The sequence below is a fragment of the Streptosporangium sp. NPDC048886 genome (genome assembly GCF_055586905.1).
The window spans coordinates 141,906-156,179 of record NZ_JBVJHH010000023.1 but is presented as its reverse complement, the minus strand read 5'-3'; the positions used below and the strand labels follow the sequence as shown (position 1 = coordinate 156,179).

The 14,274-nt window shown below is 63.7% G+C and carries 12 protein-coding genes; 2 read left to right on the top strand and 10 right to left on the bottom strand.

Annotated elements, in window-relative coordinates:
• Positions 1 to 158 precede the first annotated feature (158 nt).
• On the top strand, positions 159 to 821 hold the full coding sequence (locus ACZ6R6_RS27900) for a pentapeptide repeat-containing protein (protein WP_470098142.1): 663 nt from the start codon (positions 159 to 161) through the stop codon (positions 819 to 821).
• A 27-nt stretch (positions 822 to 848) separates the two neighbouring features.
• Positions 849 to 1,559, top strand: coding sequence for a hypothetical protein (locus ACZ6R6_RS27895; protein WP_470098140.1), 711 nt, complete (start codon positions 849 to 851; stop codon positions 1,557 to 1,559).
• Positions 1,560 to 1,638: 79 nt separating this feature from the next.
• Here the strand turns inward: ACZ6R6_RS27895 and ACZ6R6_RS27890 are convergent, their stop codons facing one another.
• From ACZ6R6_RS27890 to ACZ6R6_RS27845, 10 genes are all read right to left on the bottom strand, one after another.
• Positions 1,639 to 4,305: a site-specific DNA-methyltransferase gene (locus ACZ6R6_RS27890; RefSeq protein ID WP_470098138.1), complete on the bottom strand. Its 2,667-nt coding sequence runs from the start codon at positions 4,303 to 4,305 to the stop codon at positions 1,639 to 1,641.
• A gap of 2 nt (positions 4,306 to 4,307) precedes the next feature.
• Positions 4,308 to 7,406, bottom strand: coding sequence for a BPTD_3080 family restriction endonuclease (locus tag ACZ6R6_RS27885; RefSeq protein WP_470098136.1), 3,099 nt, complete (start codon positions 7,404 to 7,406; stop codon positions 4,308 to 4,310).
• Positions 7,407 to 8,127: 721 nt separating this feature from the next.
• Positions 8,128 to 8,391, bottom strand: coding sequence for a hypothetical protein (locus tag ACZ6R6_RS27880; RefSeq protein ID WP_470098134.1), 264 nt, complete (start codon positions 8,389 to 8,391; stop codon positions 8,128 to 8,130).
• A 48-nt stretch (positions 8,392 to 8,439) separates the two neighbouring features.
• Positions 8,440 to 8,745, bottom strand: coding sequence for a hypothetical protein (locus tag ACZ6R6_RS27875; RefSeq protein WP_470098132.1), 306 nt, complete (start codon positions 8,743 to 8,745; stop codon positions 8,440 to 8,442).
• Between the two features lie 35 nt (positions 8,746 to 8,780).
• Positions 8,781 to 9,758, bottom strand: a complete 978-nt coding sequence (locus ACZ6R6_RS27870) for a peptidoglycan recognition protein family protein (RefSeq protein WP_470098130.1) — start codon at positions 9,756 to 9,758, stop codon at positions 8,781 to 8,783.
• Entirely contained in the window at positions 9,758 to 10,159 is a 402-nt protein-coding gene (locus ACZ6R6_RS27865; protein WP_470098128.1) for a hypothetical protein, read from the bottom strand. The genes ACZ6R6_RS27870 and ACZ6R6_RS27865 overlap by 1 nt, the downstream gene beginning before the upstream one ends.
• 20 nt (positions 10,160 to 10,179) lie before the next feature.
• Positions 10,180 to 10,851, bottom strand: coding sequence for a hypothetical protein (locus ACZ6R6_RS27860; RefSeq protein ID WP_470098126.1), 672 nt, complete (start codon positions 10,849 to 10,851; stop codon positions 10,180 to 10,182).
• Positions 10,852 to 10,874: 23 nt separating this feature from the next.
• On the bottom strand, positions 10,875 to 13,655 hold the full coding sequence (locus ACZ6R6_RS27855) for a phage tail protein (protein WP_470098124.1): 2,781 nt from the start codon (positions 13,653 to 13,655) through the stop codon (positions 10,875 to 10,877).
• Positions 13,633 to 13,800: a hypothetical protein gene (locus ACZ6R6_RS27850; protein WP_470098122.1), complete on the bottom strand. Its 168-nt coding sequence runs from the start codon at positions 13,798 to 13,800 to the stop codon at positions 13,633 to 13,635. The genes ACZ6R6_RS27855 and ACZ6R6_RS27850 overlap by 23 nt, the downstream gene beginning before the upstream one ends.
• Positions 13,797 to 14,270, bottom strand: a complete 474-nt coding sequence (locus ACZ6R6_RS27845) for a hypothetical protein (protein WP_470098120.1) — start codon at positions 14,268 to 14,270, stop codon at positions 13,797 to 13,799. Before ACZ6R6_RS27845 ends, ACZ6R6_RS27850 begins: the two co-directional genes overlap by 4 nt.
• Between the last annotated feature and the right edge of the window lie 4 nt (positions 14,271 to 14,274).

The window sequence follows — 14,274 nt, the reverse complement described above, 5'->3', positions numbered from 1 at the left end:
TAAATTTATAAAAAAAACCCCTTTTTTTAAAACTTAAATTTTGGCTTTATACAAAAACGCCCCTTCTTTTAAAATTTTCAAAAATATTATTTTTTTTTTGGGGGGGGGGGGGGGGGGCCCCCCCCCCCCACGACGGGACCGATATGGAAGGCAGGGCAATGGAGACACGCACCGTACGCCAGACGAGCGTTACGCTGCCCGACCTGGATGACGCCGACCTGGGCGAGGTCGATTCGCTGGAAGGCGAGCACGGCACGCTGCGCGACTTCCGATACGCCGACGCCCAGCTGCGTGAGCTGCCCCTGTCGGGGACCCAGCTCATGGACGGACGCATCACTGGCCTCATCACCCAGCGGGCCCGTCTGGAGGACCTGCGCCTGCACTCGGTGGAGTTCTCCGGCTGTGACCTGGCCGGCGTCCGCTGGGAGGGCGGCAAGCTCTCCCGCGTCACCTTCACCGACTGCAAGCTGCTCGGTGCCGTGTGGGAGAGCGTCACGCTCGACGACGTGGTCTTCGAGCGGTGCAAGCTGGACTATGCAGCCTTCACACAGCTCCGCGCCGTAGGGTCGGCGATCTTCACCGACTGCTCGCTGCGAGAAGCGCGTTTCAGCGGGTCTGACCTGAGCGACGTGGCGTTCGATGGCTGCGACCTGCACTTGACGCAGTTCGACGGCGGCGCATATCGCGACTGCGACCTGCGCGGCAACGACCTGTCCGGCCTGCGCGGCGTGAGCGTACTCAAGAAGATCATCATCGATCGGTCGCAGCTTCAGGGCCTCGCCCAGGCGTTCGCGGCCGAGCAGGAGATCACCTTCGATTAGGGCCTCGGCAATCAAGAAGGCGGAGACATGGGCGTACGGCTGCGGTTCGACCAGTTCAGCGACATCCAGGGGCGTATCGAGATCGGGCACGTCAGGCAGGCGGGCGACGCGCCGAGCTATGACGACGGTGTGGCCGTCGTCCCCCAGGGGGACTGGATACCCCTCAGCAGCGCGGAAGCCGACCGTCTCCGGCCTGACGCTGCCACCCCACCCAGCATGGTGATCGACCTGGTTAGCCAGGATTTGCCGGTCTTTGCTTCCGACGATCTCCAAGCCCGCGTGGACGCGGCGGCCGCTCTCGACCCGCTAGGTGGCCGCTGGCCACGCAGGCGGCACGCCTCCATATGCAGCCTGGCCGGGCTGCTCACCTCCACCGAGGACACGACGATCAGCCGCAAGATCGGACTGCACGTAGACAATTGGGATCGGCTGCCGTACCCGGTCCGGCAGGATAGTCACCGCCGGCTGTGCATCAACTTCGGGCCGGGAACCCGCTACCTCCTGGTCGGCGACCGGGACATCCTGGAGATCTGCAGAGCACTCGGCCGGGACCAGGAGCAGCACTGCCCGCACACCGACGACGTGCGTCAATACGTCGCTGACGGGCACCCCCTGCGATGCCTGCGCATCCGCCTGGAACCCGGCCAGGGATACATCGCGCCGACCGAGCTCGTGCCGCACGACGGATCCACGAGCGGTGCCCGGCAGTGGTCGCTCGCGACCTTCTGGCTAGGGTGAGCTGAGTCAGAGAACGCAAAAGAGCGCCCCGTTCCTTCCACGATGGGAAGGAACGGGGCGCTTTCGCAGTCGTCAGGGCCTAAACCACGTCGTAGACCTGGAGAACCTCATCACCGTAATGGTTGATTACCTTAACGGCGATCTTCCCGGTACTCGGAGACCGGAACGGCTGTGAACGGATGCTGTAGAGCGTCGCCCAGGCATCTTCATTGATGTCCGCCTTAAGGGCCTGCTTGAGCCGCTTGTACGGATCATGACCGCCGCTGAAGTAGCAGTGCCGAACAAAGAACGACTCACCGTCATAGTCGGTGTCGATCATCCAGAGGGCGATCTCGTTCGTACCGTTCGAGCGGATCGTGCCCTGGGTCGGGTCGTAGACATCAATGCCCCGAATCTCCACCACGACGCCTTCAGCCGTCCTCTGGATGTCGATATCCGGCTCACCGAAGACCGTGAACAGGTTGCCAGCGCCGGTCTTCTTCAACACATCCGCCATCACCAAATCGGAGTTCATCCGGACCAGCAGAATCGGGAGCCTGCCAAACTTGCGCTCCTCCTGCACGGAGGCGAAGTCCTCAGCGTTCGGCTTGAACTCCTCAGTCGTCTTCACCGCCTGCGGGTCGAACGCAAACGCGCAGATGATCAGCAGATCGAAGCCCATCCCTGTGATTGCCTCACGGGCAGCCCGCCGGATCCAGTTCGGGTCCACCGTGCCGTACTGCGGGCCGATGCTAACCCCGATCCGCTGCGGCGTGCCCTCCTCGCCGTTCTTGCGGATCCCCTCGGCATGAATCAGTTCACCGGCGTACGGAGTGAGCGACTCAAACTCCAGCCGCTCATTCTTCCGGCCGTTCTGCACCCCAGCCTTCTCCAAGTTGCCGAGGATCGACCGCTCGAAGTTGGAGGAGTCCTCTTCAACTGCGGCCTGCTCGGTCCCGGTTTGAACGGTCGTAGCGATCGTCTTATGCGGCGCTAGACTTTCTACGGTGAATGGCCCGGAAACTCGGATCTTCTTCTTGTCGTCATAAGGCTGGTCGTAAAGGATCTCCTGCTCCGCGTGTCGAGCAATCGCTGCATCGATTTGCTCGCGAGTCATTCCTTCTTTAATGTCTGGGTTGTTTGCGATCGATTTAAGTCCGATGTGAGGTACGCGTTTGTATACGAAACCCTTACGAACGTCTCCCTTGAAACTGCCGCTTGGGGGCGCCTGGCCAGCGATCTTAACCTCTTGAAGCTGACCCTCTTTGGAATCTGCCAGCAGATAGAATGGGTACTGAGCGCTCATGACTCGCTGCCGCGCCAGGGCTAGGGCGACTCGAGATGTGTCAATTGTGATCCATCGTCGCGCCCACTGTTCAGCTACGTAAGAAGTTGTTCCTGATCCGCACGTTGGATCCAGCACGAGATCCCCAGGATCAGTTGTCATGAGCATGCAACGCTCAATGACCCTTGTATTCGTTTGAACGACATAGACCTTCGGGTCGGCAAAACCTGAAGTGACCGTATCTTCCCAGAGGTTCGTATAGGGAAATGCGGGAAAGTCGTCAAGATATCGAACATAGCGAAGGGTTTTACCAATTCCCATAAGGCGGTCGGCCCAGATAAGACGCCGCATTCCTGTCTGGTTAGTTTTCCAGCCACCCTTATTTGGCAGATAGGCTTTTCCTTGCACTTCGACAGGAAAAACTGTAGTTTGACCAACACGAGTAGTCTGTGAGGTCATATTGTCCGCCTGAAAAACTTTGTCGCCCCCCTCGGCGGGTCGGGATATGGTGATACTGCGGCGACTTCCATCCAGAGATTCTGCCCACGTGTATTGACCCCCGCCTTGCCCGCCAGCCTCCTTAGTCCGGAACAAGGCCCGATACTTCACCTGAGAAATATCTTTTGCGTACCAAATGATGTAGCTGTTGACGGCCGCGAGAACGTTTGTTCCTCCTGCAAAACTACCCGCCCCCGATGTTGTCTTGAAGGTAATAAGGGAGCAGAAGTTTTCTTCTCCGAACACCTCATCAAGCAAAGATCGAACGCGGTGAACATTCTCATCCCCGATTTGGATGAAAATACTACCGGAATCGGTAAGAAGGTCGCGGGATACGATCAGACGATCACGGATGTAGGAAAGATAGGAATGGGTGCCTAATTCCCAGGTGTCGCGAAATGCCTTGATCTGCTCGACTTCACGGGTGACGTCCTCAAGCTTGCCGTCCGCGACCTTGTTCTTACGGGTGGAGAGCTGGAAGTTAGACCCGAATTTGATGCCATAAGGTGGGTCAATGTAGATCATCTGGACCTTGCCGCGGAGGTTTTCCTTCGCGGTGAGTGAGCCCATGACCTGGAGTGAGTCACCGAGGATCATCCGGTTAGACCAGTTGGCTTCGTGCTTGTAGAACTCGATCAGCTCCATGCCGTCGAGGCCGTCGAAAGTGTCGAAAAGTGTGAGCTCCGGCTCCTCCTCAGGGCGCTCCGCCGTACGACGCAGGTTCTCGATGAGGACGCGAGGGTCGATCTTCTCCTGGATGTAGATCGGCGGCGCATCAACGACCAGGTCCTGGGAGTCCTGTTCGTCCTTACCCTTCCAGACGAACTGCGGGTCGAGGTCAGGGTTGCGCGGGTAAAGCAGCCGCGACGGCTCGGCTGCCTCCTCATCAAGGAGGTCGTGGGAGTCGGCTGTGGGGATGTTGACCCGCTTGTCCTCGTGCTTGAGTGACCCGACTGGGGTGACCCTGGACTTCTTCAGCGGCATCCTTACGCTCCCTCTCCAGCGTTGATCAGCAAAGACTCTTCGGCATCCCACAGCGGCCCGATTTGGGCGCTCAATCCCGTTCCGCCATACAGGGCCTGGATCGCGGCCTCTAGTTCGGAGCGGAACGTGGTGGGGTTCTTCAACTCGCAGTAACTCCACCGGCCGAAGCCGCCGTGGTTGTTTACCGCCGGCACCCAGTGGTGCTTCGCAGTGCGGGCTTTCTCCCACGTCGGGTCAGCCGGTTTGTGGCTTCCGGACACCTCCACGATGAGCGTGTAGGTGAGGCCGTCGCCCGGCTCCGGAGGTGCGAGCCGTACTAGGAAGTCCGGCAGGTACTGGCGGGTCCGGCCGCCGATCGTGTACGGGATGGTGAAGCCGAGATGGTCGTTCTTGACGTAGGCGGCAACTTGGGGCAGCGCCTCCAGGATCCGGGAGACCTTCTCCTCCCAGGTGTTGCCATCCGGCCCGTCGAGCACGACGAAGTTGACGTGGCTCTTCTCCTCTGCGGTGGGGTAGACCGCCTTGGTGGTGAAGAAGTTCACCTCCGTAGTGGAGCCGATGTGGTCGAACGGGCGGAAGATTGGCAGAGACTCGGGCCGCCGGTTCTCCCGCTGGGTAACGATCGAGTCCTTGATCCGGCGGGCTGCCTGGTCAGCCAGTTCGGAGAGAGTGAGCATCCCCTTGAACGCGTCGCCGGAGACGTCCACGCATTCGGCGAGCCACCGCTTGGTGATGTAGAGCACCTGCGGGAAAAGCCAAGGCTTACGGTCTTCTGGGTCAGCGAGATACATGTCGGTGACCTGGTGAGCGAGCTGGAAGGCGATCTCCTGCTCCCGCTTACTGCGCAGTTCTTCCAGCAAGTCGGTGCGGCCCACGCCGACGACGCCGGAGACCTCAGTGAGCGTAGGGATGAGATCGGTACTGAGCGTCATCCGACTCTCCGAGCTGAACACAGGGACCAGCGCTTCATCGGGTAGTTCGATCCGGTAGCCAGCCAGCCGCGGGAAAGTGATTTCGGCATGAGCCCGGTCATCAGCGGCATGCACTCGGCGGCTCGGTTTGACTACCGGGTCCCTGGTCTTGCCGACCGTGGGAATGAACTGGAAGGGCACGCCGTACACATCGGCGTACTCAGGGGTGAAGAAACCGTTCTCGTCCACAGCGTAGGAACGGCGGCGCAAGCCCCGCCCCACGACCTGCTCACACAGAAGCTGAGTGCCGAACGCTCGGACGCCGAGGATGTGGGTGACGGTGTTGGCGTCCCAGCCTTCGGTGAGCATTGAGACACTGACCACGCAGCGGACGTGCTCGCCGAGGGTGTCCTTCTTGCCGACAGTGTTCATCACCTCGCGCAGGATCATCGCGTCGTCCACCTTGTCGGCGCTGCGGCCGGGGAAACGGCGGATGTACTCCTGTTTGAACTCCTCGATCTCGTGACCGAGAGCCCTGCGGAACTCAGGAGTCAGCTCGCCAGACTCGAACTGCTTGGAGTCGACCAGGATGGTTGGCGGCCGGTGCAGCCACCGGCCGTGCTCATCAACGTTGGAAAACAGCTCCAACTTGCCGGGGACCGCGATCGTGGTGTCCTCGGCGAGCTGCCGGTCCCAGCCGCTGATCCAGTCGAAGACCATCTTGGACACGGTGGTGTTGTTGCACACCACGATGAAGACCGGCGGCGGATCGCCGTGCTTGGCCGCCTGGGAGCCGTTCCAGTCCTCGTACGACTTCTTGTAGGAGTCGTAGAGGCTGTGCAGCGCGCCTTCCAACGCCGGAGGCAGGTGGTCGGCCGAGACGCCAACGTCCTTGCTCCGACCCTTTTTGGGCAGCCCATCGCGGATGTTCTTCCAGAGGTTCAGGTAGGTGACGTCGCTCGTTGTGGCGTTGTCGTTCACCGGTACGCGGGGGATCTTGACGATGCCCGACTCAATGGCATCGATTAACGAGAAGTCGCTGACCACCCAAGGGAAAAGGGTGCCTTCCTTGTGGCCGGAGCCGCCTAGGAAGAACGGGGTGGCAGACAGGTCATAGACGGTCTTGATGCCGAGCTTGGCCTTGATCGCCTGCAAACCGCGAAACCAGACGCGTGCCTCCTCGTTACGGCCCTCGGCCTCCTGCTTCGCTTCGCCCTTCAGGGTCTCGTCGGCGCCCTCCTCAGGGTCCGCGATCCGATCTCGGTAGCAGTGGTGGGCTTCGTCGTTGAGCACGACGATCTCTGAAGTGCCACCCAGGTCGCCGACGATCCGGTTGACCATCTGGCCGATGGTCTCCAGGAACGGGCTCGGCCCGCCTACCTTCCCCGTCAGCACTTCTTTCGTGGTCTTGGCTACTCCCCGGCCGAGCTTGGTCTCCCTGCGCTGGAAGGCGTGGAAGTTGGTGATTGAGATCTTCGCCTGGCGGAGAGCGCCGTACAGCTCGGCCGGGACGAGGTCACGCATCCGGTAGTAGTTGCCGTCGTCTTCGGGAAGCAGGACCCGGAGCCGGTCGCGGATGGTGATGCCGGGAGCGACGATCAGGAAGCGTTTGGCGAATCGCTTGTCGTTGGGGTACTCGACCTTGTTGAGGGTCTGCCACGCGATGAGCATCGCCATCACGACGGTCTTCCCGGAGCCGGTCGCCATCTTGAGGGCCACCCGGTTCAGGCTGTCGTTGTATTCGGCGTTGATCTCAGTGAGCTTGTTCGGGATGGAGGAGTCGCCGTCCTTGTTGACGGCCTCGGCGAGGTAGACGGCCGTTTCGACCGCTTCGCGCTGGCAAAACAAGATGGGATTGTCCCGCTCGGGATCGCTCCAAAACTCCAGCAGCCGACGCGTGGTCGGCGTGACGTGCGGGTAGCGCCTTACCCGCCAGCGCTCCACCCGGGTTCGGATGGAGTTGATGAAGTGGTTGGGCTCGATCTGGTCAGCGGTCAAGCCCAGCTCGGGTAGGTCCAGTTCAGCTTGAACGCTGCCTTTGCGGGCCTTCGGCACGGGGATGAAGTGGGCGCTGGGACGCCGGCCTTCGGCGATATCGCCGGTGATTCCGTTGTTGTCGAACGTGAAGTGTTTGGTCGGCGCATGGTAGGGCGAGTTGATGATCGGGTTGTCGATGACGCGGTCCGTCACTCGCCGCCTCCGCTGCATTTGTCCTGTTGGGAGAGATACAGGGTAACGGGCTTGGCTTAAAAGCGTAATGGTTTGGCGATCATGTTTGCGACATCGCGATAACGTTCGGCACTCAATCGGAGGATAAGCACTAAAAATACACATTAATACTTTAAGTTAAAAATGTCCGATTAATCACTTTTGTGTACTTATGTTTCTTGTGGCACATTAATAGACGGCTTTTCCAGGATCACGACCATGCGTTTCTCTGCCCATACCGGTCAAACGACGCATCGACTACGCAACGTGCATGAAATAAGAGCAGGATCCCCTTTACATGGAGAAGAAGTCAAGGCATCTACCTGCGGACGATCAACCGGCTTGGCCACCATGAGCAGCATGGACCCCGAACTACGCGCCCTCGAAGCGGCCTTAGCTCACCTTGATCGGGACGCCGCACTTGCACGGCTGACGCTCGCATCCTGCGGCCTCCTCACCCTCGGCACTCCCCACACACCCGATCTTCAGCCGCATAGCGCGAAAAAGCCTCGGCCGTCGACGCACGACGCGTCGGCGGCCGAGACTTCTTCTTGCGTCCCTAAGGGCGCGGCCCTCCCGGATCTCGAAGTCCATCGCATCCCCTGAGGCGAGGTGTTGCGACGACCATAGAACGGAAGTCTCCCTGGGAGATGAGCAGAGGAACTTCAAGTTCAGCCGCGATCGGTTTCTTGGTGGCGGTGGGTTACCGCTGTTTCACCGGCAGGTCCGGCCGCGGGGTGTGCCGCGCCTTGTAGCCGGCCAGCGCCGCCAGGCCGGTCGGCACCAGCGGCAGGACGATCGCCTCCACCCAGTCGGGGAGGAACGCGATCATCGACGGGTTGTCGGCGACGGCCTGCAGAACGGTCATACCGGCGACACCGGCCAGGTAGCTGGTCAGGGTCATCGCCTTGACCTTGGTCTCGACCGGCGCAGGGTAGGTGGGCCGGGGGTCAGCGTGAGCGTTCATGTCTCTCCTTCGGGACGTCCGCCGTGGTGGCGGGAAGGTTGACGAGGGTCAGGTGCGGGGCGGCCACGACCACTGGCCGTGGTCCGGCCCCTGCGAGCGGGACGTCGCCCAGTACGTCGTGTTGCCGTCCAGGAGCACCTGGAGGTTCACGGTCGTCTCGGCGCCCTCGAACGTGCGGACCACCACCGCTGGGTAGACCTCGCCGAGCTTGATGGGCGAGCGCACGACGCCCTGCCCGCCGTACGACTGCATGTTGTGCAAGTCGATCATGGACACGTCGTGGCCGGACAGCTTGTAGTGGACGATCCGGCCGATGGTCGGCTTCAGGCTCGTCTCAGGGCTGGGAACAGACATGGATGCCCTCCTTCGTTGTACCGATAGCGGAACCGCTATCGGCGATGAAACATGCTGATCTTGGCCATCGAGACCTTCTCGACGACCCCCGTGGCGACGTCCTCACGCGAGTTGATCACCCGCAGACGCAACTGGTTGTGAGTGTTGAGCGCGAACTGACCGCCCACGGACTCCTCGACGCGGCCGTTGGCGTCGGCATGCGCCGTCAGCCTCCAGGCGTCATCCGTCCAGGTCTTGCCATCCCGCGAGTAACGCGACCAGGCGATGTCCACCTCCTGGCCCGGCCGCAGGCCGCGGACCTTCACCAGGCCGTCCGCGATGCACCAGCGGCTCGCGCTGGCCAGGACCGCGACACCGTCCTCGCCGTGGCCCTTCGGGTCGTCGGTGTACTCGGTATGCCAGCGCACCGCCAGCTCGCCGCCAGCCGGGACGTCCTGGTCCTCACCGGCACCCAGACTGATGACCTCGGGCACGTCTTCCTCCTGCTGCTGATTGGGGATTGTTCCGGGGTTCGTCACGCACCTGGCGACGGTGGCCCGGAAGGTGGACATGCTGAGGCTGTGCGGGTCGGGCTTCTGAGAGTTGACCTCCTTATGGCCGACCACCCGCGCCGCACTCAGCCCGAACTCCCGGCACAGCTCCGCGCACAGCGCGTGGTAGGCATCGAGCTGCACGGTCGGCCATGGCGTGCGGCCGTCGTTCTCCGCCTCGATCCCGAGGCTCGCCGAGTTGGTGTGGTGCGCGCTCAGGCTCGGTGCGTTGTGCCAGCACCGCCCGGCCGCCACGACCCAGATCCGGCCGGTGTGCTGGAGCCAGATGTGCGACAACGGCCCGTCCAGCCCCGGCCGGCCGTTCACCACCACATGTCGGTCATTCCAGCCTGCGGTGTGATGGCACACCACGCCCTCAACCGAGGGCTGTGGCCCATGCCCGCGGGACTTCCATCCGCCCACCTCCGTCACTGGGAAGCCCGTACGGCGGGCAACGTCGGCGAGCTGCGTCAGCCATGGCATCAGCTCTCCCCCTTTGTGTTGTCGTCGGAATCCTCGTGGTCACGAGGGCCCTCGGTATGCACCGCCGTGGTGTTGATGACGACCCGCTGCTGCGCGGCCGCCAGGCGGTGCTCCGTCAGGTGCGCGGCCAGTGTGTCCTCCACCCGGCGCACGCCGGATTCGGTGCGGTTCACCGCGTCCCGCAGCGACGAGCCGTGGTTCGGCCGCAGCTCGTCCTCGATCTGAGCGATCCGCGCGGCGATACCGGGCCGCGCTGGGACCCCGGGCCGTTCGGATTCTCCCTGCCAGTCGTCTAAGAAGTTCTTCAGCGCGCCGAACGTCCTCCATAGCCAGGCGCCGCCCTTGCTGAGCAGGCCCAGCAGGGTCAGCCCTCCCGCGATCATCCCCGCGATCACGAACACGTCCAGTGCTGTGTTCCCGGTCACGCGGTGACTCCCCACGGCTTGCGGCCCATCCACGTCGCGGGCGGCTTGACGTCGAAGGAGGGTGTGGTCGGCGCGGACCGCTCGCTGCGGTGCCACTCCACCGCCCGGCGGCGGGCCTCCACACGCGCGGGATCCAGCCGCGTCAGCGTTTTGACCGGCTCCAGCGGATCCTCCGGCGCGACGGCGTCGAGTCCAACGTAGGTCATCACGTCCTGTCGCAGCTGCTGATCCTCGGCCACCATGCGCACTCGGTAGGTCTTGACGGCCTCGACGCGGGCCAGATGCGCCGCCAGCCGGTCGACGTCCGGCACGCCAGGCGTCCAGCACGTCGGCAGGCCGTGGGTAACGCGCAGCACCTCAGACGCGCCCGGTTGGAAGCGGGCCATAGCGTCGTCCGGCGACGGGATCCACGGCTCATGCAGCACGACGTCCAGCAGCGTGTCCATGTCGTCGGGTGAGATGCCGTACTCGGCGCACCGCCACTCCCACGTCGAGTGCGGGATGATGTGCATGTGCGCGACACCGTCCGGCCGCACGCGGCTGATGCCCCACATCGGCTCGGCCCCGTCGTGGTCGGCATGTCGGCCAGACTGCTCTCCCCCGGCTTGTAGCAGGCTGGTCGTCGAGTAGCCAAGCTCGGCATCCCATATGGTCCAGGTGTCGGCCACGCGGGCATCTCCTTTGATGATCGTTAATGGCGGTGAGCCCACCAGTAGAAGCCTTTGCCCGAGAACACACCGCCGCCTTCCGACCAGGCGAGGGAGAAATCGGTCTGGTTACTGAGGTCCTCACACCAATAGAAGTTCGCTCGCACGGCGCCGTCGCGGACGACGGCGACGGGCCCCATGTTGGACGCCATGGACGGCCCATAGTGGATCGTCACGCCGCCGTAGTCCGGCGGCACCGTGCCCGACCCGGCATGCACGGCGTCGTACGGGTCGGCGGTGTTGGTGTCCCACACCCGGCCCCGCAGGTAAAACCGTCCGGAGCTGTTGGTGTAGATGTACGTTTCGGTGCTGGCGAACCCGTCGCTGTAGCCGTAGCGGCCGTAGCTCTCGGCGATGTCGAGGCCGCCGCCGTTGCTGCCGGACCCTGAGCTGTCGCGGATCCGTAGCCGAATCAGATCAGCGGCGACCTGGAGCTCGGCGCGAGCGGTCCCTGACTGGTTAGTACCCGAGGTGATGAACGTGGTCGTTTGGCCGGGATAGATGTTGTCCAGCGCGTAGAACCGCGAGTAGTTGGTATTTCCAGCCGGGTAGAACCGCAGATCAAGCGTGGAGGAGTCGAGCACGAACCGCTGCCCGGTCGCGGCCGATCGGACCACGGATCCCGTGATGGTCTTGCCCGTGATCGCGTCTGCGGCGATTTTGTTCGCGGTGATGGCGTTCGCGGCGATCTTGTCAGCCTCGATCGCGTTCGCCGCGATATGGCCCGCCTTGATCGCCCCAGCGGCGATCTTGTCAGCCTCGATGGCGTTGGCCTGAATATGCCCAGCCTGGACCGAGAGCGCCTGAATCAGACGGCCCGTGATCGTCCCTGCGGTGACCTTCGCATCGGCCGGGATCGTGCCGTCGATGATGTGCTCGGCTCCGTCGATCACCGCGCCGATCACGTCCGTGTCCACCAGCGGCACCGTCGCGATCGTCGCCGAGGCCGAAACCGCCGACTCGTTTCCCGACCGGTCAACCGCCGTGAACCAGAACGTGCGGTCCGCGCCGTACGGCTGGTCAGGCACAACGATCGACCCCGCAGCATCGAGATAGCCCACCTCGGCCGCGGCCTCCGGCGTGAGCGGGTCGTCCATCCAGATGCGCAGCCGCGCGAAGTCGGCTGGCATCGCCACCCCGCCGACGCCGAGCCCGTCCCACGCGACGTGGATCACGCCCAGCCGCGTCGAAAGCTGCGGCGTGGCCGGCACTGGAGGTGGTGTCGCGTCATCGGGGATCAGCTTCACCACCTGGTCGGAGAAGACGCCCTTGATTCCGGCCGAGGTGGCGCGGACCTTCCACGCGTACTCCCAGCCGACAACCAGCGGCGAGACCGTCGCCGTGGTGTCGCCGGACGCGGTCTGCGCGACCAGCAGCCACAGCTCACCCGCCTGGTTGCGCCGGGCGTACACCTCGTATCCATCGATGCCGAGTGCGACGCCGTTGATGTCCTGCGCGACCGCGTTCCACCTCACCGTGGCCTGCCCACGTGCGTACCCGTGCTCATCAAGGTACGCGGCCGGCCCGACGATGAGGCCCAGCGGTGCGGCCGGGGTCCGGTTGTTCGTCTCCGGGGCAGGCTCGCCGCCCGAACCACCCGACGACACCCCACCGTCGAGGATCCCGGCGGCCTGCCGAGCCAGACGGATCTCCCGCTCCAGGAAGCGATCGTTCAAGACGACGTTGCCGCCAACCTGGCCGTCCTTGTCCACCGACAGTGTGATCTGCCGCAGACGAAGCGACTCCATCGCCCCGCCGTCGCCCGGCGCGAGCAGGTAGTCCCCCGGCTGGTAGTGCTCGAACGGCAGCCAGCGCGCGAGGTCGAACATCAGACCGCGGGTGACCTGCACCCGCTCGCGGGCGACTCGATCCAGGGCGTTCTGACCCAGCAGTCTCGCCGTACCCTCATCCGAGACACCGCTCTGCGACTGATAGGTCTCCCACCTGCCCCACGGCGCGACAGCGGCCGAGTTGGTCACCTCCACCGACAGGCCTGCCTCGCCACCGATCAGGATGGCCGACACGGCGTCCTCCAGCGTCCCCGTGTCCGGAGCTTCGGTGACGTCACGGCCAAACCGCAGATCAACCGGCGTTGGCCCGGATGCCCGGTCCCGGCCGAGCACCGTGTCCGGGTTGAAGACGTGCAGGAGGCGACCCTGCATCCGCCAGTCGATCACACCCTGTTCACTTAAATTGATCAGGACGCTGAGCAGGTCCTTGCCCGGCTCGATCGCGAGTGTCAGCGTCTTCGCCCACGTCTTCCTATCGCTGTCTTGCGAGAGTGAGAAGTTGAACCCCAGGTGCGTCAGCGCGCCGCGCGCCTTCCCCTCCTGAATGAACGTCGCCAGAATCTCGCCTGGCGACACCGCGTTGAACGGCCGCTTGCCGTCCACCATCGCGCTGTTGGGGTACAGCACGACCTTGCGCAGCATCCACGCCCAACCAGGCAGGTCGTACGACCGAGAACCGGCGCGGTCCGTACTGTCCCCGCTTCGCTTGATGCGGAGAAACCGCGCGTTCGGCGGTTCGACCCACGCGCCACTGTTCACCGCGTACTCCACCGCGACCTCGCAATGCCCGGCGATGAGGCCCGCGTTCAGCCCGCCGTCCGGGTAGGTCACCTTGAGGCTGGGCACGTCGTTCAGCGGGTCTCCCAGCTCGAACCCACTGTGCTGAGGCAGAACCCCTAGCCGCAGCCCATTAGGCGCGTACGCCACCAGCCGTAGCGCGAACTTCGCGGGCTCACCTGGGATGATCACCTGCACCGCTCGTCCCCCTCAGTTCGTTGATCTCCTCGCGCTGCTGGTCCACTGCCGCCGACAGCACGGCAGTCTCGTACGTCAGCTCCTCGATACGGCGGCGCAGCACGGCGATGATCCGCGCGGGCTCGACCACCAGGTCCTGCATCACGCGCCCGCCTGCAGGAGCGCCCGCTGCTGCTCCAGTCGCACGGCCGCGGCCTTCACCGGGTCGACCCGGACGTGCGACCGCAGAGGTGCGAGCACGTCGGCGGCCTTCCGCGCGGCCGCCGTACGCGCCTTCGGCACGGCCGTCGCGACCGTCGCGTGGTCCCGCTTGCACCGCTCGACCCGCTCTAGCACGACGGCGCGGGCTTCCTCCCCCGACATCTGCCAGGGATTGCTCTCGGGTAGGTTCGGCTCGTAGATCGGGTGGACGGCGCGGTGCATCAGCACGTCGATCACCTCAGCCGTCGAGGTCAGCCCGCACGCCACGGCGGTGGATTCGATCGCCACCTTCGGCAGGAACATCGCGAGCGTCACGCCATCGGCCGGTCGGGTCAGCGTGACCTCCCAGGCCTCGATCTGCCCTGACTCGTCGGCCGTGTCGATCACCTCTGTGACCTGCCACTCGTCCGGCATGACG